The sequence below is a fragment of the Comamonas sp. BIGb0124 genome (assembly GCF_003752175.1).
GTDB lineage: Bacteria > Pseudomonadota > Gammaproteobacteria > Burkholderiales > Burkholderiaceae_C > Comamonas_F.
On the sequence record NZ_RJVF01000011.1, the window covers coordinates 333,219 to 358,311 of the forward strand.

Sequence of the window (25,093 nt, forward strand, 5' to 3'; positions counted from 1 at the left end):
ACGTCGGGAAGAGGCGGCGTGTAAGGGCGGCGTGAAGGGACGGCGTGAAGGGGCCGTGCGTCAGTCCGGCGACGACTCGCTGCTGTGCCACGAGCCCAGTGCCAGCCGGCTCAGCCAGGCCATGGCGGCGAACAGGCCCACCCCGGCCACCGAGATCAGCAGCAGCGCGGCGAACATGCGCGGAATGTTGAGCTGGTAGCCGGCCATCAGGATCTGATAGGCCAGGCCGGTGGCCGAACCGCCCGTGCCGGCCACGAACTCGGCCACCACGGCGCCGATCAGCGCCAGGCCGCTCGAGATGCGCAGGCCGCCGAAGAAGTAGGGCAGCGCACTGGGGATGCGCAGGCGGACCAGCGTCTGCAGGCGCGTGGCGCGGTTGAGCCGGAAATAGCTCTGCAGATCGGCATCCACGCTGCGCAGGCCCAGCGTGGTGTTGGCGATGATGGGGAACAGGGCCACCAGCGTGGCGCACATCACCAGCGACAGGGTCGGATCCTTGACCCAGATGATGATGAGCGGTGCGATGGCCACCACGGGCGTGACCTGCAGCAGCACGGCGTAGGGGAACAGGGCGGTCTCGATCAGCCGGCTCTGCACGAACAGGAAGGAGATCAGCACGCCCAGCACGGTGGCCATGCCGAAGGACAGCAGCGTGATCTTGAGCGTGACCAGCAGGGCCGAGCTCAGCATGCCGGCATCGGTCCACAGGGTGGCCATGATCTGCAGCGGCGTGGGCAGCACGTAGGGCGGCAGCTCGAGGGCCACGACCAGCCACTGCCAGGCCGACAGCAGGACCAGCGCGACGGCCAGCGGCAGCAGCACGCGCTGCACCCGGCGGTCGTGCAGCAGGGGGGTCTTGAGGGCGCGGGCGTTGATCGGTGGGGTTGGCGTGCTCATGCGGAAATCTCCTGGGCGCTGGCGCGCTGCAGCGCATCCTGCAGGCGCTTGGCGTAACGCGAGAACTCGGGCGAGACCATGAAGTCCGCGCCACGGGGGTAAGGGGCGTCGATGGCGATGTCCTCGACCACCCGGCCCGGACGGGGCGCCATGACCACCACACGCGACGACAGGAACACCGCCTCGTGGATGGAGTGGGTGACGAAGATCACGGTCAGCTTGCGGTCACGCCACAGCTCGAGCAGGTCGGCATCCAGCCGGTTGCGGGTGATCTCGTCGAGTGCACCGAACGGCTCGTCCATGAGCAGCAGATGCGGCTGGACGACCAGGCCGCGGGCGATCGATACCCGCATCTGCATGCCGCCCGACAGGGCCCGCGGCAGGGCCTGCGCGAAGGCGTCCAGGCCCACCAGGCGCAGGGCATCGGCGACGCGGCGGTCGGCTTCGCCGCGCTCCACGCCCGCGAGATCCAGCGGCAGGCGCACGTTGGTCTGCACGCTGGCCCAGGGCATCAGGGTGGGGGCCTGGAAGACGAAGGTGAAACGCTTGTCGGTCAACTGCTCGATGGGCTTGCGCCAGACATGGATGCGGCCGTCGGTGGTGTCGAGCAGGCCGGCGACCATCTTGAGCAGCGTGCTCTTGCCGCAGCCCGACGGGCCGATCAGCGTGACGAATTCGCCTTCGCGGATGCGCAGGTCCACGGGCTGCAGCGCGACCGTGCCGTCGGGGTAGGTCTTCTGGGCGGAAAGGATCTCGACGGCCGGCGGGGCGGCGGCGAACGCATCGGGTCTATCGGTCATGGGGCGATGTACGGTTCGGGGTCGGGCGGGTTGCGGCAATCGCGACGGATCAGGGCAGGACCTTGATGTCCTTCATGACGTCGAGCCTGTAGGCCTCGGCCAGCTTGAGCTTGCCGTCCTCGATCATCTTGTTGCGCAGCAGGAACTCGTAGCTTTCCTGGGCCCGTTTCGGGTCGATGGCGCCGATGCCGTGGGTGACGGCGTAGCCGCTGGTGACGATGCCCATTTCCTTGAGCTTGGCCACGCTGTAGACCAGTTGCTCGTCGGTCATGTTGGGGTTGTCCTTCTTGATCAGCGCATTGCCCGGCGCCGGATCGGCCAGGTAGCTCTTCCAGCCTTCCATGGTGCCGCGCACGAACGCCGAGACGGCCGCGCCGCGCTTGGCGATGGTCTGGTCCATGCACGAGATCGTGGCCGCATACGAGGGATAGCCGTGGTCGGCGAACAGGAAGGTGTTGGCCTTGACGCCGGCCTTCTGGATCGCATACGGCTCGGACGTCAGGTAGCCCTGCTGCACCACTGTCTTGTCGGCCATGAAAGGCTGGATGTTGAAGGTGTAGGGACGGGTCTGCGAGTCGGTGAAGCCGTAGCGTTCCTTGAGCCAGGCCCAGTAGCCGCGCGTGGCGCTGGGCGAGATCAGGATGGTCTTGCCTTTCATGTCCTCGAACGACTTCACGTCTTCGTGGGCGATCAGCACCTGCGGGTCTTTCTGGAAGGTGCTGGCCACGGTGGCCACCGGCAGGCCGCCGGCGCGTGCCGTCATGATCTGCAGATCGCTGCTGCCCATGATGCAGTCGGTCTGGCCGGCACCCATGAGCTGCAGGATGTTGACCTGCGGGCCGCCCATCTTGATGGTCACGTCGAGGCCCAGCTTCTTGTAGATGCCGGTGGCCACGGCCTGGTAGAAGCCGCCGTGCTCGGCCTGGGCATACCAGTTGGTCATGTAGGTGAACTTTTCTTCGGCCTGCGCGGGTGCATGCAGGGCGGCGAATGCGGCCAGCGCCAGGGCGCTGCAGCGGACCAGGGGGCGAAGGCGGAAAGTGGCGCGGGCGGGTGCGGACATGGAGAACTCCGGATCGATGGATAAGGGAGACGGACGACGACGAGAGGAAAAAAGGAAACGGGACGGCCGGGGAGCCGGCGCTTCAGGGGGTGGGAACGTGCTGTTCGGAGCCCTGGATGAAGCCGGTTTCGTTGCTGCGGCCCCAGGTGGCCTGCGGGCGTTCGGCCCATTGCAACTGGTAGAGCTCGGTGAGGGCCTGGACCCAGCTGTCGGCCAGGGTGTCGAGGATTTCCTCGCCCTGTTCGCGGGTGGCGGTGGTCGGGTCGCCGATGATGCCGGTGGGGCCGAAGTCGCGTGCCACCCAGGCACAGGCCGGGCGGCCGTCCGACGACAGCATCTTCGAGGGGAAGGCCGGCGGGAAGTTGGCGATTGCGCGTTCCATGTGCACGGTGTCGGGCGCCAGCGCCAGCATCAGCGCGGTTTCCGAATGGCCGGCATGCATGGCCAGTTTCTTTTCCTGCTCGCCGACCTGGCGGCTGGCGGCGCTCGGCAGCCGGCTCACGCCGAAAGGCACGATCACGAAATCGCCATGGCGCAGGCGCAGTTCGCGGGCGGCCATCTCCAGCACCTGCGGCTGTCCGCCGTGCCCGTTGGCCAGCAGCAGCTTGCGAAAGCCGCTGCGGTAGACCGACTCGCCGATCTCGACGAGGGTCGACAGCAGGGTGGTGCCGGTCAGCGTCATCGTGCCGGGGAAATGAAGATGTTCTTCCGACTTGCCGTAGGTGATGGGCGGCATGGCAAAGGCCCGCACGTCCGAAGGCAGGCGTTCGAGCGCCTTGCCGATCACGCCCGAGGCGATCACGCTGTCGACCGAGCACGGCAGGTGCGGGCCATGCTGTTCGATGGCGCCGCACGGCAGCACGACCACGGTGTTCTCGCGGTCCGGCAGCGCGTTGATGTCGGTCCAGCTCAGGTAGGGCAGGAAACGGTGCGGGGGAATGTAGCCGTGCAGCATGGTGAGGTCGTTGGGTTGCGGGTGTCGAACAAAAAGACGGGAATCAGGTGGCGGACGCCTGGCGCCAGCGGCCGGCGCGCAGCACCCGGCGAGGCGTGGCATGGGCGGGCCAGCTCCAGGCATCGGCTTCGTCGAAGACCACCAGGTCGGCGGGCCGGCCGATCAGCGTGGGCCGGGCGGCGGGCGCGGATGCGGCACCCGGGCGTGCCAGCCAGTCGCTGCGGCAGAGGCTGTCCGACCAGTCGTCGAAGGGCCGTTCGAGCTGCGCGGCCAGGGTGGCTGTGCCCATGAGTTCGGCCGGGTCGAAGTTGCCGATGCGGCAGAAGGGGTCCTGCACGTTGTCGCTGGCCAGCAGCACCGGGATACCGCGTGCGCGGGCTTCCTTGATCAGCGTGATGCCGCGTGTGCGTGGCGTGCGGCCGGTGGTGGCGTCCTGCAGCAGCAGATTGGTGGTGGGCAGCGCGATCAGGGTGAGGGGCAACTGGCCGATCTCGTCGAGCAGGCGCAGGGCGCTGTCGTGGTCCTGGACCGCCAGGGCGCAGGTGTGGCCGCACACCACGCGGCCTTCGAAGCCGAGCTCGCGCATGATCCGGGCGGTGGCGGCCAGCCCCTGGGCCCGGGGCTGCAGTTCCTCGTCCACGTGCAGGTCGACGTCGAGGTCGTGACGCTGGGCGGCCTGCAACAGATGACGCAGGGCGTTCTCGTTCCAGTTGGTGCTGTGCACGAAGGCACCGAGCACCGCGCCCTCGCCGGTCGCCGCGACTTGGCGGGCCAGCCAGTCGGCCCGCGCGGGGTCCTCGAACATCGGCAGCTTCATCAGGCTCACCTGCTCGAGCACCAGGCGTCCGCGCCATTCCTGCGCGAGCTCCCGCAGCACCGGCCAGGCCAGGGGGATGCCGTCGGCTTCGGTCCAGTCCACGTGGGTGCGCAGATGCCGTGTGCCGTGCGCCCAGGCGCGTGCCAGGCCGCGTGTGGCGCGTGTCCGCACGTCGGCCGCCGTCCAGTGTGCCCGGTCGGCCACCATGGCCTCGATGGCGCCCAGCAGGCCGGGCTCGGCCTGGCCCAGGCGCGACACCGTGTAGGCCTTGTCCAGATGGGTATGTGCGTCCACGAAGCAGGGCAGCACCAGGGCCCCGTCCAGCCGTTCGTCGCCCGCCTGCGGGGCCGCGCCGGTCGAGGAAACGGCATGCGGCGCGATGGCGGCGATGCGGTCCCGATCCAGCGTCAGATCGGCCCAGGCCGGCTGGCCGCTGGAGGCGGCGGGCCATTGCGCCGGCAGCAGCCAGGCCGGCAGGCGAGCGCCCAGCAGACGTCGGGGGGCTGTCTCGGCGGCGGACGCGGGGAAAAATGTGTCGGTCGTCATGCTTCAGAGATCCAGGGTCACGCCGCCCGCGCCGGCGCGCGAACAGCAGAGGGCCAGGTGGCTGCCGCGTTCCTGCGGCGACAGGCACAGGTCCTGGTGGTCGATGTCGCCTTCCAGGTAGGGCGTCACGCACGAACCGCAGATGCCCTGTTCGCACACGGTGTCGACGGCCACGCCGGCGGCCATCAGCGCCTGGGCGATGCTCTGGTCGGCGGCGACGGTCAATTGAATCCGGCGCCGGGCCAGCCTCACCTCGAAGCCTCCGGCAGCCGGGGACGCCTGCGCCGCAGCGGGGGCCGCGGGCGGTGCCGCGAAGTACTCGGCGTGCACGCGCTCTGCGGGCCAGTGGGCTGCCGCTTCGCGTGCCCGCTGCATGAATCCGGCGGGGCCGCAGAAGTACACGTGGCTGCCGTCGGGCGCCTCGGCGACCAGGCTGTCCACCGTCCGGCGCGACGGCGCATCATCCAGGTGCATCTGCACCCGCGCTTGCCAGGGCGAATTCACCAGGACGGTGCGCAGGGCCACCGCTTCGGCGCTGCGCGCAAACACCGCCAGGGTGAACGCGTCGCCGCGCGCATGCAGGGCATGGGCCATGGCCACCAGCGGCGTCAGGCCGATGCCGCCGGCCAGCAGCAGATGATGGGGCGCCGAATCGGCCAGCCCGAACAGATTGCGGGGTGCGCCGATCGTCAGTTCCATGCCGACACGCAGACGGTCGTGCACCGCCTGCGAACCGCCCCGGCTCTGGGCTTCGCGTTTGACGGCGATCTCGTAATGGTCGGGACCCGGATCAGGCACCCCGCACAGCGAGTAGGCCCGGACCGGCCCGTCGGGCAGATGGATGTCGATGTGCGCCCCGGCCTGCCAGCCCGGCAGCGAACCGTCCAGGCCACGCAGCCGCAGGCTGATCACGTCGGCCGTCTGCCAGGTGATTTGTTCGATGCGTACCCGGCGGGGTGCGCTGGAAAGGTGCGGAAAATCGGACACGGGTGCAGGCGGTTGTTAATTTGACCGTTTAATTTGATCGATCGGTCAAATTAAGCATGAACTGTGCCAAATCGAGGCGAAGCACTGCGTTCGGCGAGCCCGCCCTGCAGCTTGCGATATCGGTGGGGTGTCGCCCGCGCCCGGCCGAGATGTCGGCGGGCGGATGCGTCAGGCCGGCACGGCGATGCCGCAGCCGGACAGGATGAAGGCGATCAGTTCGCGGGCGATGACCTCGCGATCGGGCTGCTGGGGCCCGTGCCCGCTGTCGAGCATGACCTCGACCTGCGGCGCGAAGTCGGCATAGTGCTGCGTCATGGCCCAGATGTGCATGAGCAGCAGGCGCGCGTCGAGCGGCCGCATCAGGCCGCGCGCGATCCAGCCGTTGATGATGTCGACCTTTTTCTGGGTCCACTGGCGGGCGTGGGGCCAGAAGGCGGCCAGGTTGTGACCGCCGTCGAGCATCTCGCGCGTGAAGATGCGCGAGATCTCGGGATGGTCGAAGGCATGGTCGAGCTTCTGCCGGATGTAGGTGCCGAGCACGGCCGCCGGATCGTGCAGCTGCCCCTCGAAGGCATACACCACCTTCCAGTCGTGCAGCACCTGCATCAGCAGCTCTTCGTACAGCTCGTCCTTGCCGGCGATGTAGTAATGCAGCTGGGGCTTGGTCAGGCCGGCCCGCTCGGCGATGCCCTGGGTGGAAGAGCCCTTGAGCCCGTGGCGGCTGAACTCGGTGATGGCCGCGGCCCGGATGCTGGCCATGATCCTTTCACGGCCCGGCCGGTTGCGGGTCAGCGCACCCGAAGGGGGCGGCATGTCCGGCAGGGCAGGGGAAAAAGAAGCGTCGGCGGTCGTCACGGGTAGGCAGAAGGGCAGGACAGGGGCAGAGGGGCCGGAGGGCGCCGGAAACCGCGAGAGGCATCCGGCACCGGTGCTATTGTCGCCCGGTCCGGGCCGGCGCGCCATGTGGCCGTGCCGGACTTTCGTGTCTCTGGGCGCCGAAGGACGCGCCCGCGTCGCAGCCGCCCGGCGCTCAGTCCGTCGCCAGCAGGCGATTGAGCACGGGCGCGATCGCCTGCACCGCCTGCGTGCCGGTCAGGTGGGCGTGCAGGGTCGGCACATCGTGGACTTCGATGCCGCGGACATAAGGCTGCCACAGGGCCGGATCGAGTCCGGTGCCGACATGGTCGAGCGCCGCGCGGAAGTACAGCACGTCGCCCTCGTAGCGGCGGTGGCGGTGGCCACGCACCAGGCGGTTGTTGTTCTCGACCACCCGGATCACGCCTTGCAGCGCGGCATCGGTCAGTTCGCCCAGCGGATGGCCGCTGGCACGCAGGAAACCGATCACGGCCTGACGCTCCAGCGGCACGTCGTGCAGCTCGGCGGGGTCGTAGCCCGCGATCAGCAGCAGGGCCTTGAGCGAGGCGTTTTCCTCCGGCTCGGGGCTGTCGCGCCAGACATCGCTGGGGTAGGCATCGAGCATGGCCAGCGTGCCCACGGGCAGGCCGCGGACCTGCAGTTCCACCGCCATGGCCTGGGCGATGATGCCGCCCACCGACCAGCCGGCGAGGTGATAGGGCCCCTCGGGCTGCAGCGCGACCAGGGTGTCGACGTACTGGCGGGCCATGGCGTCGAGGCTGGCGGGGGCCTCGGCCTGCATGTCCAGCGCCAGTGCCTGGATGGCATGGACCGGGCGCGCGGGCATCAGGGCACGGCCCAGCGCGCCATAGCACCAGCCGATGCCGCCGGCGGGGTGGATGCAGAACAGCGCAGGCCGGTGGCTGGCGGGTGGCGTGCGCGGCTGTTGCAGGGCGATGACCGGGCCGAAGCCCTCGTTGCCGGCGCTGCCGTTGTTGCCGTTGTGGCCGTCGCCGGCTGCGTGGCCATCGGGCGCGGCCTGCGGGCCGGCGGACCGGGCCAGGCTGTCCACGTAGGCGGCGAGGCGGGCCACGGTGGGGTGTTCGAACAGCGCGCCCAGGCCCATGGCCTGTCCGCTCCAGCTGCGCAGCTCGGCCATCAGGCGTGCCGCCAGCAGCGAGTGTCCGCCCAGCTCGAAGAAGTCGTCGTCGGCGCCGACCGGACCGCTGTGCTCGAGCACCTGCGCGAACAGCCGGGCCACCTGGCTTTCGGTCTCGCCTTCGGGCGCGCGGCTGGCGCGGGCCTCGAAGCTGGGCGCCGGCAGCGCGGCGCGGTCGAGCTTGCCGTTGCGGGTCACGGGCAGGTCGTCGACGAAGACCACGGCCGACGGCACCATGTAGTCGGGCAGGCGCGCGGCGGCATGGCTGCGCAGGGCTTCCGCATCGGGGTGGGCGCCGGGCTGGACCAGCACATAGGCCACGATGCGGGGGTCGCCGGCGCGGTCCTCGCGGGCAATCACGGCCAGCTTGGCGACGCCGGGTGCGTTGGCCAGCACGTTCTCGATCTCGTCGAGCTCGATGCGCAGGCCGCGGATCTTCACCTGGTGGTCGCTGCGTCCCAGGAACACCAGGGCGCCGTCGGCCCGCCAGCGGGCCAGATCGCCGGTGGCATACATGCGGGCCCCGTGGCATTGCGGAGACTCGGCGCCGGCGGTGTAGGGGTTGGGCAGGAAACGGGCGTCGGTCAGATCGTCGCGGCCCAGGTAGCCGCGTGCCAGCTGGCGTCCGGCGATGTAGAGATGGGCCGTCACACCGGACGGCACCGGGCGCAGATGCTCGTCGAGCACATACATGGCGGTGTTCCATACCGGGTAGCCGATGGGCACGGGCAGCGAGCTGTCGTGGGCGCCAGCGGGCCAGTACGTGACGTCGACGGCGGCCTCGGTCGGGCCGTAGAGGTTGTGCAGCTCGGCGCGCACGCGTTCGTGGAACCGGTCGCGCAGCGCGGCCGGCAGGGCTTCGCCGCTGCAGAACACGCGGCGCAGGGCCAGGCCCCGGCTGCCGTCCTCGGCCAGGAAAGCCGCCAGCATCGACGGCACGAAATGCAGTGTGGTGACGTGCTGGTCGCGGATGATGCGGGCCAGCCAGGCCGGGTCTTTGTGGGCCTCGGGCGGGGCGACCACCAGCGTCGCGCCCTGCAGCAGCGGCAGGAAGAACTCCCACACCGACACATCGAAGGTGGCGGGCGTCTTCTGCAGGATGCGCTCGTCGGCGCCGATGCCGTAGAACTGGCCCATCCACTGCAGGCGGTTGACGATGGCATCGTGCTCCACCACCACCCCCTTGGGCGTGCCGGTGGAGCCCGAGGTGTAGATCACATAGGCCGCATCGTGGGGTTCGGGCGCTTCGCGCAGCAACGGTGTACCGCTGCCATGCGCGGCGTCGCCGGCCAGGGCCTGCAGGTCCACGGCCTGGCGCGGCACGGTGTCCGGCAGGCGGCCGGCCCAGTCGGGCTGAACCAGCACCACGCGCGGCTGGGCCGATTGCACGATGGTGGCCAGCCGCTCGGGCGGGTGGGCCGCATCCAGCGGCAGGTAGGCCGCGCCGCAGCGCAGCGTGGCCACCAGGGCCAGCACCAGTTCGGCCGAACGCGGCAGCATCACCGCCACCACGTCGCCGCGCCGCACGCCGGCCTGCTGCATCCGGCGGGCCAGGGCGGCCGTCAGGGCATCCACCTCGTCGTAGCGCCACACACGGGTGCCGTCGTCGATCGCGGGCGCGCCCGGCGTGCGGGCAAAGCTGTGTTCGATCAGCGCGGTCAGCGTGCTGGCCTCGACCGGGTGCGCGGTGGCGTTCACCGTGTACAGCCAGTGCCGGTGTTCGGCGGGCGTGAGCGTGGGCACCGAATGCAATGCGGCCGCGTCCACCGCCGTGTCCAGGAACTGGCCCAGCCGCTGGCGGTGGGCGTCGATGTCGGCCTGGCTGTAGAGGCCGGGGTTGGCGTCGAGCGTCAGCAACAGTTCACCGGTGGTTGCGTTCGCCCGGAAGGTGATGGTCAGGTCTTCGACCGGTCCGGTCGACAGCACCTGGCGGCGGGTCTGCAGCCCGGGCAGTGCCATCGGCGCATCGAAAGGCAGCACGTTGACGAGCGGGCCGTGCAGCCGCCGTGCGCCACCCAGCAAGCCGAGGTCGCGGCGCAACTGCTCGCTGCGATAGCGGCCGCGCCGGCGCGACTGCTGCAACTGGCGTGCGATGGCCGACAGCGAGGTTTCCAGCGGTGCGTCCTCGTCGATGTCGAGGTTCACCGGCAGCACGTTCATCGCCATGCAGGGCACGCGCGCACCGACGCTGCCGAGGCGGCCCATGTACGGCACGCCCACCACGTTGGCGCTCGATCCGGTGTGGCGGCCCAGATAGGCGGCGGTGAGCACGGTCAGCAGATCGGGCCAGGCCATGTCGGCGGCGTCGGCACGCGCCTTGAGGCGTTCGACCAGCGACTGCGGCAGCCCGGCCTCGCAACGCAGCCAGGTGTGGGCCGAGGTCGCGTTGCCTTCGGCCAGGCCCTGCACCGTGGGCATGGGCGTCATGGCAGCACGCCACCAGGCCGCGTCGTCACCGCGTTTGGTGCCCTGCCGGTAGGCCAGATCCTCGGCGAGCAGGTCGGCGTAACGGCCGAACGGCGTGCCGGCGGCGCTGCCGGTCGTCAGCGCGGCGTACAGCTCGGCGACCCGGTTCTCGATGAGCAGCATGCCGTAGCCGTCGGCCAGCAGATGGTGCACCCGCTGATACCAGATGTGCCGCTGCGGCCCCAGAACGAAGAGCTTGAAGGTCGACAGCGCATCCCGCGTGGGATCGACGGCGGTGTTCTGTTCGGCGGCAATCGCCGCCAGCGCCGCGGCATGCGGATCGGCCTGCGTCTGCAGGTCGATGCACTGCAGCGTCGGGCTGGCGACCGCACCGGTGCGCTGCAGGGGGCCGGCCTGTGCGTCGTCGACGAACTGCACCGTCAGCACCTCGGCTTCGGCCAGCGCACGCTGCGCGGCCTCTTGCAGCGCCGGCATGTCCAGCGGGCCGTCGATCTCGATCACGTGCCCGGTGTTGAAGATGGGATTGTCCGGATCGAGGCGCTGGGCGTACCACAGGCCGTTCTGCGCTTCGGTCAGCGCATGCATGCCGGGGGTGGCGGTGGACATCAGGGTCGTTGCACTCATACAGATGGCAGCTGGGCTGCGCGGTGGCATTGGGTGGCGCGGGGCAGGGTTGTTCTGGTCGTCGTCGTCTTGGCGATCCGGGTCCAGGACACCGGCAGGAGGCCGGGTCCGGAAGCGGACCGGGCAGGCCCTCAGCCGCCCGTCTGAGCGTCCTGCCATTTCTGGCGGATCAGCGCATGCCAGTGGGCCACGGTCGGCTGTTCGGCGGCCTCGGCAAAGGTCAGGCCGGCACCGGCCTCGCGCCAGCGCGTGACCAGGGTCATGGCGCGGATCGAGTCCAGACCGAGGTCGATCAGGCTGTCCTCGTCGCCGATCTCGGAGGGGTCCTCGTGCAGCAGGCGGGCGATGTCGGCACGCAGCGCGTCGAGGCTGAATGCGGCGGGCAGGGGAGTGCTCATGGTGTCGTGTTCTCTTGTGCGGTCAATGTGGCGCGCAACTGGGCGCGCAGTTCCTTGCGGCTGATCTTGCCGGCGGCGGTGGCGGTGAAGGCGTCGACGAAGACGACCTGATCCGGCACCTTGAAGTCGGCCAGGCCCCGCCCCCGCACCCATTGCTTGAGTGCGGCGCCGCGCGGTTTCTCGCCCTTGGGGATGACGAAGGCGCAACTGCGTTCGCCCAGGAATTCATCGGGCACCGACACCACGGCGACATCGAAGACCTGAGGGTGGGCCAGCAGATGGTCCTCGATCTCCTCGGCAGAGATCTTCTCGCCGGCGCGGTTGATGTGGTCGCCCGCGCGGCCCTGCACCACCAGGTAGCCGCCAGGCAGCCGCTTGACGATGTCGCCGGTGCGGTAATAGCCGTCGGCCGTGAAGCTGCGCTCGTTGGCCGAGGGGTTGTTGTGGTAACCGCGGATGGTGTACGGGCCGCGCGTGAGCAGGTAACCGGCCTCGCCCTCGGGCACCGGCTGGCCCAGGTCGTCGACGATCAGCACCTCGTCGTCGGGGCTGATCGCCCGGCCCTGGGTGTTGACGATGGTGTCCTCGTCGTCGTCGAGCCGGGTGTAGTTGACCAGCCCTTCGGCCATGCCGAAGACCTGCTGCAGCGTGGCGCCCAGCGTCGGCTTCACGCGTTTGGCGACCTCGGCCGCCAGCTTGGCACCGCCCACCTGGATCACCGCCAGCGAGCTCAGATCGTGCGGCGACTGCTCGGCCGCCTGCAGCCACAGCATGAGCAGCGGCGGCACCAGGCTCACCTGCTGCACCCGGTGCCGTGCGATCAGCGGGAAGGCGACTTCGGGGCTGGGCGACGGGCTGAGCACCACCGTGCCGCCGGCATACAGCGCACCCAGGAAGCCGGGCGAGCTCATGGGGAAGTTGTGCTCGATGGGCAGCGCGACCAGGAACACGCTGTGTGCGTCCAGGCCGCTGATGCGGGCGCTTTCGCGCAGGGTGTAGATGTAGTCGTCGTGGGTGCGCGGAATCAGCTTGGACAGGCCGGTCGAGCCGCCCGAGATCTGCAGGAAAGCCACGCTCTGTGCATCGCGGGCGGGCAGATCGGCAGCCGGCGCGGGGTCGGTGGATTCCAGCACCGACAGCGGCGTGAACCCGCTGTCGCCCACATCGCCCGCCACGAACACATGACGCACGCCCGGCACCCGGTGCTGCAGCTCGGCGGCCAGCGTGCGGTAGTCGAAGTTGTCGTGGCGTTCGGCGATCACGTAGCCCGCCGCCTCGCCCGTCCGGGCAAAATGCTCGACCTCGGTGATGCGGTGCGCGGGCAGCGCGTACAGCGGCAGGATGCCGGCACGGAACAGGCCGAACACCACGCTGATGAACTCGGGCAGGTTGGGCAACTGCACCACCACCCGGTCGCCCGGGCGCAGGCCCTGTGCCAGCAGGCCGCAGGCCATCGCGTCGGCGCGGCGGTCGAGCTCGGCATAGGTCCAGCGCTGGCCGGCAGAGCCCACCACGGCCACCCGTTCCGGATGGGCCTCGGCGCGGGCGCGCAGGAAAGCGCCGAAGGTCTCGCCACGCCAGTGGCCCGCCGCGCGGTAACGCGCGACGAATTCGGGCGGCCAGATTTGTTCGACGGGAATCATGGGAAAACACTCCAGGGTTGAAGGGCCGGCAGCAGATCGGCGCACGTCATGTGCACGAGGCCGATGGCCGGTCCGTTCGAGGATGGAAAAAGAGAGGGCGGGCCAAACGGAGCGGCGGCCTGCGCAGCACAGCCGCCAGTATCCGCCAACGCCCATGACCGCCGGCGCGCCGGGGCCGACAGGGCCAGCGAAACGGTGTGGCGGGCATCCACCGGCCAGGTGCGCACGCGGAACTCGCCGGCCGTGTCCAGCGCGCTGCCGGGTTCGGCGTCCACGCGCTGCCAGCCATCGGCCCCGGCAGCCGCCAGGCCGAACCGGTCCATGGGCAGCGACAGGCCGGCGCCGTGGGCCTTGAGCACGGCCTCCTTGGCCGTCCACACCTGCTGAAAAGCGAGGTCGGGCTGCGGCGAGCTCGCCAGTGCACGGGCTTCGGCGGGGGTGCAGCAGGCGGCAGCGAGCGCGGCCGTGGCATGCACCGGGCCTTCGATGTCGATGCCGACCGGCTGACCGGCGAAGGCCAGCGCCACCCAGTCGCCCGCATGGCTGAGGTTGAAATGCAGCGCCGGCGATGCCGCGTCGCCGCAGCGGTGTGCCAGCGAGGGCTTGCCGTGCGGTCCGCGCACCAGCGCCACGCCGGCCGGGTGCAGGCCCAGCCACCGGCTCAGTTGCAGGCGCAGGGCCGCGTGGGCCGCCACATAACGCAGCCGGTCGGCCGGCTGGCGCAGGCGTGCGGCCTGTTGCCGTTCGGACTCGGGCAGGGCCTGCAGGAGCAGCGCATGCCGGGTGTCGTCCAGCGGCGCGAGATGCACCAGTTGCACCTGCGGGACCACGGCCAGGCCTGCAAGTCCGGAATCGCCGCGGCCGGCCAGGGCGGCGTCGAAGTCGGTCAGGGCTGCCGCGCTCATACGCCCAGGTGCTCCCGCTGCAGCGCCTTGTCGCGCGCCAGCGCTTCGGGCGTGCCCTCGAAGGCCAGGCCGCCGGCCGACAGGACCGCCACCCGGCTGGCCAGCTGCAGCGCCAGGGGCACGTTCTGCTCGACCAGCAGCACGGTCAGGCCGTCGCGGGCCAGATCGGCCACGTGACGGGCGATCACCTCCTGCACGGCCAGCGGCGCCAGGCCTTCGCTGGGCTCGTCGAGCACCAGCACCTGCGGCTGGGTGAGCAGTGCGCGCGCCATGGCCAGCATCTGGCGCTCGCCGCCGCTGAGCGAGCCGCTGGCTGCACGCTGGCGTTCGGCCAGCCGGGGGAAAGTCTCGAACACCCGCTCCAGCGTCCACGCGCGGCCGGCCCCGGCAGAGGTGCTGCGGGTATGGGGGGCCAGCGTCGCCAGCCGCAGGTTGTCGCGCACCGCCAGGTCGGCGAACACGCCCCGTCCCTGCGGCACCAGCGCCAGGCCCAGCCGGGCGATGCGGTGAGTGGGCCAGCCCGTCACGTCCTGCCCGTGCACCGTCAGGCGGCCCTGCACCTGCGGGCCGAGGTTGAACAGCGCATGCAGCAACGTGGTTTTGCCTGCTCCGTTGCGGCCCAGCACGGCGAGCACCTCGCCGGCGTGCACCTGCAGGTCGATGCCGTGAAGCACCCGCGCATCGTCGTAGCCGGCGCTCACCCCCGACCAGGCGATCAGCGGGGCGCTCATGCCTCGCCCTCCGACAGGGCCGAGCCGAGGTAGGCCGCCTGAACCTGCGGATGCCGGCGCACGGCATCGGGCGTGTCCACCGTCACCAGCCGGCCCAGCTCCATCACGGCGATGCGATCGCAACGCGAAAAAACGATGTCCAGGTCGTGCGCGATCAGCATCACCGCCATTCCGGGATCGTGGCGGCGCACCAGATCGAGCAGATCCTGCGCTTCCTGTTGCGCCAGTCCGGCCGTGGGTTCGTCGAGCAGCAGGATGCGCGGGCGCAGCGCCAGGCTGACGAGCACGTCCACGATGCGCTGCGCGCCGTACGACAGATCGTGAACCGCCGTGCTGCCCTGGCCGCGCAGGGGGCTGTCGTCGAGCCAGGCCTCGGCGGCCGCATCGGCCTCGGCCGTGGCCCGCCGGCCGCCCCACCAGCGGTAGCCGCTGCCTTGCCGACGGCGCACCGCCAGCGCCAGGTTCTCGCGCACCGACAAGGCCGGAAAAGCCATGCTTTTCTGGAACGTGCGCACCAGGCCGCGGCGCACACGCGCCTCGGGCGACAGGCGCGAGAAGCCGTCGCCCAGGCCCTGGATGCGGCCCCGGTCGGGCGGCACGAAACCGGTGATGGCGTTGAACAGAGAGGTCTTGCCCGCGCCGTTCGGGCCGATCAGTCCCAGCGTCTCTCCGGCATGCAGGGCCAGGCTGACATCGGTCAGGACCGCCAGCTCGCCGAAACGCTTGCCCACGCCGTCCAGCGTGAGCACGGCAGGCGCTGCCGCAGCGCGGGCCGGCCGGCCGGGCGGGGCGGAGTGGTCGTCGAAGTGCCTCATGGCTGCTTCCTCAGGCGGGCGACCAGGCCGCCCACCGCATGCGCGGCGCCCTGCGGCATCAGCAGCACGGTGGCCACGAAGACCAGGCCCACCAGCAACTGCCAGCGGTCGGTCCACGAACTCACATAGGTCTGCATGGCGAGGTAGGCTGCGGCACCGATGTAGCCGCCCCACAGCGAACGCGTGCCGCCGATGACCAGCATGATGATCAGCGTGGCCGACAGGCTCCAGTGCACGGTGCTGGGGCCCAGATACTGGTTGACGAAGGGGTAGAGCGCGCCGGCTGCGCCGGCGATGCCGCCGGCCACCGCGCAGGCCGCCAGCCGGATGCCGCCCAGCCTGTAGCCGAGCGCCCGCATGCGCAGCGGCTGCTCGCGGCTGCCCACCAGCGCACGGCCCAGCGGGGCCCGCAGAAAGGCGCGGGCCACCACTGCGGCGGCCAGCGCCAGCGCCGCGCTCGTCGTGTACAGCGCCAGCGGGCTCGTCAGGTCATGGCCGTGCAGGCTCAGCGCGCCGAAACCGCGCAGCCCGTCCGCGCCACCGGTCACGTCGTGCCAGCGGAAAACGATTTCCCACACGATCTGTCCTGCCACCAGAGTCAACACCAGAAAGAACAGGCCCTGCACACGCAGCGCCAGCAGGCCGATCGCCACGCTCGTCACCAGCCCGGTGGCGAGCCCGAGCGCCAGCGTGGGCAGCAGGGCCCCGCCGGTCCAAGGCGCCGCCAGAGCCGCCGCGTAGGCCGCCGATCCGAACACCGCGGCATGGCCCAGCGAGACCATGCCGCCGAAGCCGACCAGCAGGCCCAGGCTCATGGCTGTCGTGCCCAGCAGCAGCATTTCCGCAGCCAGCCGCTGGCCGAAGCCGTCGGCGAACACGGCCGGCAGGGCCAGCACCAGCAGCGTTGCAGACAGCAGCGCGGCGGGCGACAGCGTGGAATCGGTGCGGTTCATGCTCAGATCTCCCGCAGCCGGCGGCCCGACAGGCCCATGGGCCGCGCCATCAGCAGCGCGACGATGCAGACGTAAGTCGCCACGTTGGCGAACTCGGGCCACCACATGCGCGCAAAGGTGACCACAAAACCCAGCACCAGCGCGCCGGCGACCGTGCCGCCGAAACTCCCCAGGCCGCCCGTGACCACCACCAGCAGCGCCAGCAGCAGCACCTCTTCGTCCAGCCCGGGGTAGGCCGACAGCATGCCTGCACCCAGGGCGCCGCTGAGCCCGCCCAGGCCGGCCGCCAGCACCAGCGCCACCGTCAGCACGCGGCGGGTGTTCAGGCCCAGGGTCTCGACCACGCCGCGATCGGACACGCAGGCCCGCAGCAGTGCGCCCCACAGCGTGCGCTCGACCAGCCACCACAGCCCCAGCGCCAGGCTCAGGCCCACGCCGATCAGCACCAGGCGATAGAGCGGAAACGGAAAGTCCAGCACGAAGACCACGCCCGAGAGCAGCTCGGGCAAGGCCGGCGTGACGGTTTCGGCGCCGAAGCCCCAGCGCATCAGGTCGGCGAAGATCACCGACAGGCCATAGGTGAGCAGCACCTGCATCAGATGGGGCCGGGCGTAGAAGCGGCCGAAAGGAAACCGGTCGAGCAGCCACCCGGCCAGCGCAGCCGCAGCAAAGGCGGCCGGTGCCGCCAGCCACCACGGCCAGCCGGCGGCCAGCCAGGCCACCGCCACGTAGCTGCCCAGCAGGTACAGCGAGCCATGGGCGAGGTTGATGAAGTTCATCAGGCTCAGCACCAGCGTCAGCCCCAGCCCGGTGAGCAGCAGCAGCACCGAGAAGGACAGCGCATTGAGCGCCTGGATGGCGTAGAGGGTCACGTCGGCGGCTTTCCGTGGGACGAAACGTGCTCAGGCCGAGGCCTTGGGGCCCGGGTCCCGCACGCCCTTGTAGGTGTGCAGCACGGTATTGAACGGCTTGCCCTCGGCATCCGGCCGCACTTCGTTCACGTAGATATCCAGAATCGCCTGGTTGTTGCGGGCATCGAAAGCCATGGGGCCCAGCGCCGTGGTCACGGGCGCCGACAGCAGCCGCTCCTTGAAACGCGTCTTGGCCGCAGCCGAACCCAGATCGCCCTGGACGGCGTCCAGACCGGCGCGGATCACCTGCCCGGCGGCATAACCCGCCGTGCTGGCTTCGCCCGGCCACTTGCCGGACGCCTTGCGGTAGGCCTGTGCAAAGGCCAGTGTGGCCGGTGCGCCCGGCGACTGCTGGAAGGTGCTCACGCCGCCCAGCGCGGCATCGCCGGCGGCCGGCAGCACGTCTTCCTGATCGAACAGAGCCCCCGGCCCGATCAGCTTGACCTTGCCGGTGAGGCGGAACTCCTTCATCTGGCGCAGGAAACGCACCGCGTCGGCCCCGGCCAGGAAGCTGTAGAGAAAACTCGGGCTGGCCGCGGCGATGTTCATCAGCAGCGGCGCGAAGTCCGGCGTGCCCAGCGGTGTCCAGACCTGCTTGCCCAGCTTGCCGCCGCGCTCGGCGTAGGTGGCGGCGAAGTCGCCCACGTACTCGCGGCCGGCGGCATAGTCCGAGGCCAGCGTCATGCCGCCGGCCTTGCCGATGCGGTCGGCGGTCCACAGCGCACCGGTGTGGCCCAGCATCCAGCTGGTCTTGGTGACGCGGAAGATATGCGGGCTCGCCGCCTCGCGCGCCAGCGCATTGGCCGAGGCGTTCGCCATGAAGGTCGGCACCTGTGCATCGTTCACCACGTCGCGGATGGCCAGCGCCACGGCGGCACTGATCACGCCGCAGATCACGTCCACCTTGTCCTGCGAGAGCAGCTTGCGCACCTTGCGCACGCCCTCCTCGGGCTTGCCCTGGTCGTCTTCCACCACCAGCTCGACCCGGCGTCCGCCCATCTGGCCGCCGGCTTCGGCGATCAGCATCTGCAGACCCGCACGCATGCTTTCGCCCAGCGCCGTGAAAGGACCGGAGAGCGAGGTCACCAGACCGATCTTCAGCGGCGCGCGGCCCTGGGCCAGCACGCCGAACGACAGCAGGGAAGAGGCGGCCACGCCGCTGGCGAGCCATTGGCGGCGGGAGAGTCGGGTCGACATCGATCGAGGCTTTCAGACGAAGCGCGCCTCCGGTCTGGGAGGTGCAAACGGGGCAGGGCAACAAAAAGCCTGTCGCCCGCGCATTGCCGCGAACCGGCCCAGGGGGCGGCGGCGCGGCGCATGGAGCGGCGGCAAGCTGGTGTGCCTGATGGCTGCGGATGCGGGGATCCGGGCTGGCTTTCAGGGCGCGTGTTTGATTTTAAACAAAAATTGTTCGTGTTTGTGTCGAATTTTGTCCAGACCCTGCTGCAGACCCGGCCTTGCACGCCCGGGCGGCATCGGCAGAATGGGCCACGTACCCCTGCACGATGCGGTAAACTGAGTGCTGTTGCGCCGATTTGTCGAAGCTTGCGGGCGCGTTAGAAATTCAGCTAAAAACGATCCTGGAACTGCGTGACACGGCCCGGCCTCGTTTTTAGCGATGCCGGGTTTTTTGTCGCCATGACCTTCATCGCACATCCTCAGTCCCTGTCGTTCGAGACCCCTCTGCGCCTGCGCAGCGGCGCGCAACTGGCGCGCTACGACCTCGCCTACGAAACCTACGGCACGCTCAACGCCGACAAGAGCAACGCGGTGCTGGTCTGCCATGCGCTCAATGCGTCCCACCATGTCGCCGGCCGCTACGAAGGCCAGGCGCGCAGCGAAGGCTGGTGGGACAACATGATCGGCCCCGGCAAGCCGGTCGACACCAACCGCTTTTTTGTCATCGGCATCAACAACCTGGGCTCGTGTTTTGGATCGACCGGTCCGATGCAGACCGATCCGGCCACCGGCCAGGTCTATGGCGCCGACTTCCCCGTCGTCACGGTCGAGGACTGGGTGCAGGCGCAGGCCCTGCTGCTGGACCGGCTGGGCATCCGGCAGCTCGCCGCGGTGCTGGGCGGCAGCCTCGGCGGCATGCAGGCCCTGTCTTGGGCGCTGCAGTTCCCCGACCGGCTGCGCCATTGCGTCGCCGTGGCCACCGCCCCCAATCTCAATGCCGAGAACATCGCTTTCAACGAGGTGGCCCGCCGCGCCATCGTCACCGACCCGGATTTCCACGGCGGCCATTTCTACGCCCATGGCGTGGTGCCCCAGCGCGGCCTGCGCATCGCCCGCATGATCGGCCACATCACCTACCTCAGCGACGACGTGATGAACACCAAGTTCGGCCGCCAGCTGCGCGAGCGGCTGGAGCCGGCCCTGGGTGCGGGCGAGACGGCCGGCACAGGGCAGGGCGACTATCGTTATTCCACCCAGGACATCGAGTTCCAGATCGAAAGCTATCTGCGTCACCAGGGCGAGAAGTTCAGCAGCTACTTCGATGCCAACACCTATCTGCTCATCACCCGCGCGCTCGACTATTTCGACCCCGCGCGGGCCCACGGCGGCGACCTGCGGGCGGCCCTGGCCGTGGCCCAGGCCAAGTTTTTGGTCATCAGCTTCACCACCGACTGGCGTTTCTCGCCGGCGCGCAGCCGCGAGATCGTCAAGGCCCTGCTCGACAACCGCCGCCGGGTCAGTTATGCCGAGATCGACGCACCCCACGGTCACGATGCCTTCCTGCTCGAGGACCTCCGCTACATGAATGTCATGCGGGCCTATTTCGACCGCATCCATCAGGAACTCCAGACCCCTGTCCCCGTGACCCTTGCCGAGGCCGCCGCATGAGCGCGATCGAACAGCACCTGCCCACGGCCGCGTCGCACGACGTGCATGCCCACATCCTCGACCTCGTGCCGCGCGGCGCGCGGGTGCTCGATCTCGGTTGCGGCAACGGCGCGCTGATGGCCGCCCTGCAGCAGCAGCGCGATTGCACCGGCTACGGCGTCGAAATCGACGATGCCAACGTGCTGGCCTGCGTGCAGCGCGGCGTGCAGGTCATCCAGCTCAACCTCGACGAAGGTCTGACGATGTTCGAGGACGCCAGCTTCGACGTCGTGCTGCAGATCGGCACGCTGCAGCATCTGCGCAATGCCGAAGTCATGCTGCGCGAAACCGCGCGCGTGGGACGCATCGGCATCGTGGCCTTCCCCAACTTCGCCCATTGGCCCAACCGCCTGGCCGTGCTGCGAGGGCGCATGCCGGTGACCAAGGCCCTGCCTTACGAGTGGTACAACACCCCCAACATCCGGGTCGGCACCTATGCCGATTTCGAGGTGCTGGCCCACAAGAACGGCCTGCGTGTGCTCGACGCCTTCGGCCTGCAGGACGGCCGCATGCGGCGCTTCTGGCCCAACGGGCTGGCCAGCACCGCCGTCTTCAAGTTCGACCGCGGCTGAGACCGGGCTCCGCTCCGCCCCGCCCCCTCGGTCGCCGGCCCCGGCGATCGGGCATTCCGGCCCTGCCGGCCGCTGTGGCGCCACGCATACAGCCCGTTTGACCTGGATCAAACCTCCGTCGGATCTCTCGCTCCGACCGGACCCGTCGACGCCGCCGACCCCTCCCGCCGTGTGATCCTGTACAGACACGCTTGTGCACGCACCCTGGCGGTCGCCCTGCGTGTGAACCTTCGGTTGATGTTCATGCCGATTGACCCGTGCCGCACGGCAACTCGATACTGGGACGCGACTGTGCAAGACGGCTCAAAAGGACTATGATTCTTTCATTGATTTCAGTAATTACTGAAATATAAGAAACATAAGCCGTCCGCCGCCCCGTTGCCCGGACCCCGATCCATACCCACAACCCCGAACGCAGGCCCCTGGCCTGGCGGTCGGGGACAACCAGGCAAAGAGTGATCCGTGAAGCCCAGCGACTTGTCCCCGCCACGGCCGGGCCCCGGCCCCGGTGAGTTCCGTTCCCCTCCGGCCGACCCTGCAGCCGGTGCGGGTGCCGCTGTGGCGACAGCCTACCGGCCCAACCGGCTGGGTGCCACGCTGCAGACCGGGGCCAGCCTGCTGTGGATCGTCCAGGCGGCGGCCATCGCCTTCGCGGTTCAGGGCCTGCTCGACGGACACGGCATGGCGCCGGTCTGGCCTGCCGCGCTGGCCGTCCTGGTGCTGGGCGTGTTGCGCGCCATCGCCGAGTCCTGGGGCGCGCGGCTGCTGTTTGCCGGTGCCCGTGCGTACCTCAGCGGGCTGCGGCGGCAGGCCGTGACCGCCCTCGCCAGCCGTTCGCCGCTGGATACGCGCCGCACGCCTTCGGGCCAGGCCGCCAGCGTGCTGGCCGAGCAGGCCGAGGCCGTCCTTCCCTATCTCGTGCGTTACCTGCCGGTGCAGCAACGCGTCATGGTGCTGCCCGTGATCATCGCCGTGGCGGTGGCCTGGCAGTCCTGGGTGGCCGCGCTGGTGCTGGTGCTGGCCGCGCCGCTCATCCCCGTCTTCATGGCCCTGGTCGGCTGGCGTGCCAAGGCGGCCAGCGAAGCGCAACTGGTCGAGATGGGCGGCATGAACGCCTTTCTGCTCGATCGGCTGCGCGGCTTGACCACGCTGCGTGCACTGGATGCCGTCGGCCTGGCCGGCGCACGCCTGAACGACAGTGCCCAGTCCTTGCGCCGCCGCACGATGTCGGTGCTGCGCATCGCGTTTCTGTCGTCCGCGGTGCTCGAGCTCTTCTCGGCTCTGGGGGTGGCGCTGGTCGCCGTCTACGTCGGTTTCCACCTCTTGGGCGAACTGCCCTTCGGGGCCTGGGGCGGGAAACTCACGTTGGGCGAGGGCCTGTTCGTGCTGCTGCTGGCACCGGCGTTCTTCGAGCCGCTGCGCGATCTCTCCGGCGTCTGGCACGACCGTGCATCGGGCGTGGCTGCCTTGCAGGCCCTGAAGGCACTGGCCGCGCGCGGCCAGCCCCTGCCGGGCGCCGAGGCTGCCCTGGAAGACCCGCAGGCCGAGGCTGCCGCGCCTGGCGTTGCCCCGGCCCTGGCCCCTGCCGTGCGTATGCGCGGTCTCGCGGTCGCCCACCCGAATGCCGCCGGCCCCGTCTTCGAATCCCTGAGCCTGGACGTCGCGGCGGGCGAACATGTGGCCATCACCGGACCCAGCGGCTGCGGCAAGTCCACCCTGCTGGCAGCGCTGGCCGGGTTGCTGCCGCTGCAGGCCGGCCGCATCGCCATCGGCGAGCGCTGGATCGCGGCCGGAACCGACAGCGCCGCCCGCGCCGGCGTGGGTTGGATCGGCCAGCGTCCCCATCTCTTTGCCGGCACCGTGCAGGACAACATCACCCTGGGCCGGCCGGGCATCGACCGTGCCGCCATCGAGTCGGCGCTTGCCCTCGCGCGGCTCGGCCAGGTGGCCCAGGCCCGTGCCGAGCAAAGCCTGGGCGAAGGCGGACTGGGCCTGTCGGGCGGCGAGGCCGTGCGCCTGGCGCTGGCCCGAGTGGCCGCCGATCCGGCCCTCAGCCTGATCCTGGCCGACGAACCCACCGCCCACCTCGACCGGCAGACCGGTGCCGAGGTGATTGCCGCCCTGCTGGCGCTGGCCAAGGGGCGCACGCTGGTGGTCGCCACCCACGATCCCGCGCTGGCCGCGGCCATGCACCGGCAGGTGGCCCTGGCCAGCTTGATCCATGCCGCCCCCGGCCGGCCGGCGCCGCTGCAGGCCGCTGCGATGCCTGTGCCTGGAGTCCAGCCATGACCCACCGTCCTTCCCCCGGCACCCGCCACACCGACCAGCCGGCAGCGTCTGCCCTCGCTCGCGCGTGGCACGACCTGGCACCCCTGTTGGCCTTGTTCTGGCACGAGCGCCGCCGCATGCTGCTGGCCGGCGCGGCCCTGGCGGCCGTGACCGCCGTGTTCGGCATGGCCTTGCTGGGCCTCTCCGGCTGGTTTCTGAGTGCCACGGCCGTGGCCGGTTTCAGCGCCGCCACGGCGCTGGCCTTCGATGTCTTCATGCCCTCGTCGGGCATCCGCCTGTTCACGCTCGGCCGCACCGCGGCACGCTACGGCGAACGCCTGGCCACACACGAGGCCACCCTGTCGGTGATCGCGGCATTGCGGGTGCGTCTGTTCCATGCCTGGGCCCAGCCGCGCGCCGCGCGCCAACTGGCGCTGCGGCCCGCCCGCCTGCTGTTTCGCCTGACGGCCGACATCGATGCGCTCGACGCGCTCTACCTTCGCATTGCCGTGCCTCTGGTGGCCGCGCTCGCCGCAGCCCTGGTGGCCGCACTGGCCCTGGGGCTGGTCCATGCCTTGCTGGGCCTGGGGGTGCTGGCGCTGCTGCTGGCCGGCAGCGCCTGGGTGCTCCGCCGGGCCTGGCAGCGTGCGCTGCGGCCCTCGCGTCTGCGGGCCCACGCCGTCGAGGCGATCCGTGCACGCAGCGCCGACCTCGTGGCCGGCCAGACCGACCTGCTCATGGCCGGCCGCCTGAGAGCGCAGTGCGAGGCCATCCAGCGAGCCGACGCCTGCCTGGCGCGCTGCGACGACGCGCTGAGCCGCATCGATGCACGCGCGGCCCTGTCCTTCGGCGTGCTGGGCAGCACCGTGCTGGCCGTCACCTTGCTGGGTGCCGGCTGGCTGGTCGCCTCGGGCGTCGTCGGCGTGCCGGTGGCCGTGCTGGCCCTGCTGCTGGCGCTGACCGCCACCGAGCCCTTTGCCGCCTTGCGCCGCGGCGCGCTGGAACTGGGCCGCATCGTGCTGGCGGCCCGCCGCGTGTCTCCGCAACTGCGCGCACGGACGACCGATCGCGTCGCCCCGGATCCCGTCCCCGGCAGGGCCGGCCGGCCTGCCGACCCGCCCGCCCGGCAGGCCCGTCCCTCGCCTGAGCGCGGTGGCGCCGTGGTCCTGGCCGAACATCTGTTCGTGAGCCACGCCGATGCGGCGTGCCCCAGCCTGCACGACATCTCCCTGCATATCGCGCCCGGCGAACGCGTGGCCCTGGTGGGCGCGAGCGGCGCGGGCAAATCCACGCTGCTGGCCGCCCTCACCGGCGAGCTGCAGGCCCGCTCGGGCACGGTGCATGCCGCGCCCCGCGGCTGGCTGACCCAGCGCACCGAGCTGTTCCAGGACAGCGTGCGCGACAACCTGCTGCTGGCCCGTCCCGGCGCCGCCGACGACGACCTGTGGCAGGCCCTGGCCACCGCCGGCCTCGCGGCCACCGTGCGGTCCTGGCCGCGCGGACTGGACACGCCGCTGGGCGAGGGCGGCCAGGGCCTGTCCGGCGGACAGGCCAGGCGCCTGGCACTCGCCCGGCTGCTGCTGCGGCCGGCACCCCTGTGGCTGCTCGACGAGCCCACCGAAGGACTGGACGATGCGACCGCCGCCGACGTGCTGGCCCGGCTGTCGCGCGCCGCGGACGGCCGCACCGTGCTGATGGCCACCCACAGCCAGCGCGAGGCCGCCCTGGCCGATCGCCTGGTGGTCCTGGCGCACGGGCGCATCGCGGTGGATGCGCGGCGTGGCGAAAACGCCTATGCACTGGCCTTCAAAGCGCTGCGGCCTGATGTACGTCAAGGTCGTCTCGCCGAGTCGGGCGAACAATCCTCGGCATAGGAAAAAA

General features: G+C 70.4%; 20 protein-coding genes. 4 read left to right on the forward strand and 16 right to left on the reverse strand.

Annotated elements, in window-relative coordinates:
- Positions 1-60 precede the first annotated feature (60 nt).
- The 16 genes from EC845_RS14100 to EC845_RS14175 form a co-directional block, all read right to left on the reverse strand.
- The gene (locus EC845_RS14100; RefSeq protein ID WP_123298730.1) at positions 61-897 is read right to left on the reverse strand and encodes an ABC transporter permease; all 837 of its coding nucleotides are present in this window, start codon (positions 895-897) and stop codon (positions 61-63) included.
- Positions 894-1,697 carry an ABC transporter ATP-binding protein gene (locus tag EC845_RS14105; protein WP_123298731.1) on the reverse strand — a complete coding sequence of 268 codons (804 nt, stop codon included), beginning with the start codon at positions 1,695-1,697 and terminating at the stop codon, positions 894-896. Before EC845_RS14105 ends, EC845_RS14100 begins: the two co-directional genes overlap by 4 nt.
- Before the next feature lie 49 nt (positions 1,698-1,746).
- On the reverse strand, positions 1,747-2,760 hold the full coding sequence (locus EC845_RS14110) for an ABC transporter substrate-binding protein (RefSeq protein WP_123298732.1): 1,014 nt from the start codon (positions 2,758-2,760) through the stop codon (positions 1,747-1,749).
- A gap of 82 nt (positions 2,761-2,842) precedes the next feature.
- Positions 2,843-3,715: a creatininase family protein gene (locus EC845_RS14115; protein WP_123298733.1), complete on the reverse strand. Its 873-nt coding sequence runs from the start codon at positions 3,713-3,715 to the stop codon at positions 2,843-2,845.
- 43 nt (positions 3,716-3,758) lie between these two features.
- Positions 3,759-5,078: an amidohydrolase family protein gene (locus EC845_RS14120; protein ID WP_123298734.1), complete on the reverse strand. Its 1,320-nt coding sequence runs from the start codon at positions 5,076-5,078 to the stop codon at positions 3,759-3,761.
- A gap of 3 nt (positions 5,079-5,081) precedes the next feature.
- The gene (locus tag EC845_RS14125; RefSeq protein WP_123298735.1) at positions 5,082-6,065 is read right to left on the reverse strand and encodes a PDR/VanB family oxidoreductase; all 984 of its coding nucleotides are present in this window, start codon (positions 6,063-6,065) and stop codon (positions 5,082-5,084) included.
- A gap of 168 nt (positions 6,066-6,233) precedes the next feature.
- A complete protein-coding gene (locus tag EC845_RS14130) occupies positions 6,234-6,878 on the reverse strand; it encodes a TetR family transcriptional regulator C-terminal domain-containing protein (RefSeq protein ID WP_123298736.1) in 645 nt (214 codons plus the stop codon).
- A 217-nt stretch (positions 6,879-7,095) separates the two neighbouring features.
- On the reverse strand, positions 7,096-11,130 hold the full coding sequence (locus EC845_RS14135) for a non-ribosomal peptide synthetase (RefSeq protein WP_233598066.1): 4,035 nt from the start codon (positions 11,128-11,130) through the stop codon (positions 7,096-7,098).
- A gap of 131 nt (positions 11,131-11,261) precedes the next feature.
- Entirely contained in the window at positions 11,262-11,528 is a 267-nt protein-coding gene (locus EC845_RS14140; RefSeq protein WP_123298738.1) for a phosphopantetheine-binding protein, read from the reverse strand.
- Positions 11,525-13,171, reverse strand: coding sequence for a (2,3-dihydroxybenzoyl)adenylate synthase (locus EC845_RS14145; RefSeq protein WP_123298739.1), 1,647 nt, complete (start codon positions 13,169-13,171; stop codon positions 11,525-11,527). The genes EC845_RS14140 and EC845_RS14145 overlap by 4 nt, the downstream gene beginning before the upstream one ends.
- Positions 13,168-14,076: a 4'-phosphopantetheinyl transferase superfamily protein gene (locus EC845_RS14150; protein ID WP_123298740.1), complete on the reverse strand. Its 909-nt coding sequence runs from the start codon at positions 14,074-14,076 to the stop codon at positions 13,168-13,170. Before EC845_RS14150 ends, EC845_RS14145 begins: the two co-directional genes overlap by 4 nt.
- Entirely contained in the window at positions 14,073-14,807 is a 735-nt protein-coding gene (locus EC845_RS14155) for an ABC transporter ATP-binding protein (RefSeq protein ID WP_123298741.1), read from the reverse strand. Before EC845_RS14155 ends, EC845_RS14150 begins: the two co-directional genes overlap by 4 nt.
- The gene (locus tag EC845_RS14160; protein ID WP_123298742.1) at positions 14,804-15,622 is read right to left on the reverse strand and encodes an ABC transporter ATP-binding protein; all 819 of its coding nucleotides are present in this window, start codon (positions 15,620-15,622) and stop codon (positions 14,804-14,806) included. Before EC845_RS14160 ends, EC845_RS14155 begins: the two co-directional genes overlap by 4 nt.
- Positions 15,619-16,575 (reverse strand): branched-chain amino acid ABC transporter permease, encoded by a 957-nt coding sequence (locus tag EC845_RS14165; RefSeq protein ID WP_123298743.1) that lies wholly within the window; start codon positions 16,573-16,575, stop codon positions 15,619-15,621. Before EC845_RS14165 ends, EC845_RS14160 begins: the two co-directional genes overlap by 4 nt.
- A gap of 2 nt (positions 16,576-16,577) precedes the next feature.
- Entirely contained in the window at positions 16,578-17,447 is an 870-nt protein-coding gene (locus EC845_RS14170; protein ID WP_123298744.1) for a branched-chain amino acid ABC transporter permease, read from the reverse strand.
- Positions 17,448-17,477: 30 nt separating this feature from the next.
- Entirely contained in the window at positions 17,478-18,683 is a 1,206-nt protein-coding gene (locus EC845_RS14175; RefSeq protein WP_123298745.1) for an ABC transporter substrate-binding protein, read from the reverse strand.
- 441 nt (positions 18,684-19,124) lie between these two features.
- Here EC845_RS14175 and EC845_RS14180 point away from each other — a divergent pair, with 441 nt between their 5' ends.
- The 4 genes from EC845_RS14180 (at position 19,125) to EC845_RS14195 (ending at position 25,086) form a co-directional block, all read left to right on the forward strand.
- The gene (locus EC845_RS14180; RefSeq protein WP_123298746.1) at positions 19,125-20,333 is read left to right on the forward strand and encodes a homoserine O-acetyltransferase; all 1,209 of its coding nucleotides are present in this window, start codon (positions 19,125-19,127) and stop codon (positions 20,331-20,333) included.
- A complete protein-coding gene (metW, locus tag EC845_RS14185) occupies positions 20,330-20,944 on the forward strand; it encodes a methionine biosynthesis protein MetW (protein WP_123298747.1) in 615 nt (204 codons plus the stop codon). The genes EC845_RS14180 and metW overlap by 4 nt, the downstream gene beginning before the upstream one ends.
- Before the next feature lie 558 nt (positions 20,945-21,502).
- Positions 21,503-23,233 carry a thiol reductant ABC exporter subunit CydD gene (gene cydD / locus EC845_RS14190; protein WP_123298748.1) on the forward strand — a complete coding sequence of 577 codons (1,731 nt, stop codon included), beginning with the start codon at positions 21,503-21,505 and terminating at the stop codon, positions 23,231-23,233.
- The gene (locus EC845_RS14195) at positions 23,230-25,086 is read left to right on the forward strand and encodes an amino acid ABC transporter ATP-binding/permease protein (RefSeq protein WP_123298749.1); all 1,857 of its coding nucleotides are present in this window, start codon (positions 23,230-23,232) and stop codon (positions 25,084-25,086) included. Before cydD ends, EC845_RS14195 begins: the two co-directional genes overlap by 4 nt.
- Positions 25,087-25,093: the final 7 nt, after the last annotated feature.

Bases quoted from the DNA above. Each gene is read 5' to 3' on its own strand.
- EC845_RS14100 (WP_123298730.1), bottom strand. From the start codon at position 897: ATGAGCACGCCAACCCCACCGATCAACGCCCGCGCCCTCAAGACCCCC.
- EC845_RS14105 (WP_123298731.1), bottom strand. From the start codon at position 1,697: ATGACCGATAGACCCGATGCGTTCGCCGCCGCCCCGCCGGCCGTCGAG.
- EC845_RS14110 (WP_123298732.1), bottom strand. From the start codon at position 2,760: ATGTCCGCACCCGCCCGCGCCACTTTCCGCCTTCGCCCCCTGGTCCGC.
- EC845_RS14115 (WP_123298733.1), bottom strand. From the start codon at position 3,715: ATGCTGCACGGCTACATTCCCCCGCACCGTTTCCTGCCCTACCTGAGC.
- EC845_RS14120 (WP_123298734.1), bottom strand. From the start codon at position 5,078: ATGACGACCGACACATTTTTCCCCGCGTCCGCCGCCGAGACAGCCCCC.
- EC845_RS14130 (WP_123298736.1), bottom strand. From the start codon at position 6,878: ATGCCGCCCCCTTCGGGTGCGCTGACCCGCAACCGGCCGGGCCGTGAA.
- EC845_RS14135 (WP_233598066.1), bottom strand. From the start codon at position 11,130: ATGAGTGCAACGACCCTGATGTCCACCGCCACCCCCGGCATGCATGCG.
- EC845_RS14140 (WP_123298738.1), bottom strand. From the start codon at position 11,528: ATGAGCACTCCCCTGCCCGCCGCATTCAGCCTCGACGCGCTGCGTGCC.
- EC845_RS14145 (WP_123298739.1), bottom strand. From the start codon at position 13,171: ATGATTCCCGTCGAACAAATCTGGCCGCCCGAATTCGTCGCGCGTTAC.
- EC845_RS14150 (WP_123298740.1), bottom strand. From the start codon at position 14,076: ATGAGCGCGGCAGCCCTGACCGACTTCGACGCCGCCCTGGCCGGCCGC.
- EC845_RS14155 (WP_123298741.1), bottom strand. From the start codon at position 14,807: ATGAGCGCCCCGCTGATCGCCTGGTCGGGGGTGAGCGCCGGCTACGAC.
- EC845_RS14160 (WP_123298742.1), bottom strand. From the start codon at position 15,622: ATGAGGCACTTCGACGACCACTCCGCCCCGCCCGGCCGGCCGGCCCGC.
- EC845_RS14165 (WP_123298743.1), bottom strand. From the start codon at position 16,575: ATGAACCGCACCGATTCCACGCTGTCGCCCGCCGCGCTGCTGTCTGCA.
- EC845_RS14175 (WP_123298745.1), bottom strand. From the start codon at position 18,683: ATGTCGACCCGACTCTCCCGCCGCCAATGGCTCGCCAGCGGCGTGGCC.
- EC845_RS14180 (WP_123298746.1), top strand. From the start codon at position 19,125: ATGACCTTCATCGCACATCCTCAGTCCCTGTCGTTCGAGACCCCTCTG.
- metW (WP_123298747.1), top strand. From the start codon at position 20,330: ATGAGCGCGATCGAACAGCACCTGCCCACGGCCGCGTCGCACGACGTG.
- EC845_RS14195 (WP_123298749.1), top strand. From the start codon at position 23,230: ATGACCCACCGTCCTTCCCCCGGCACCCGCCACACCGACCAGCCGGCA.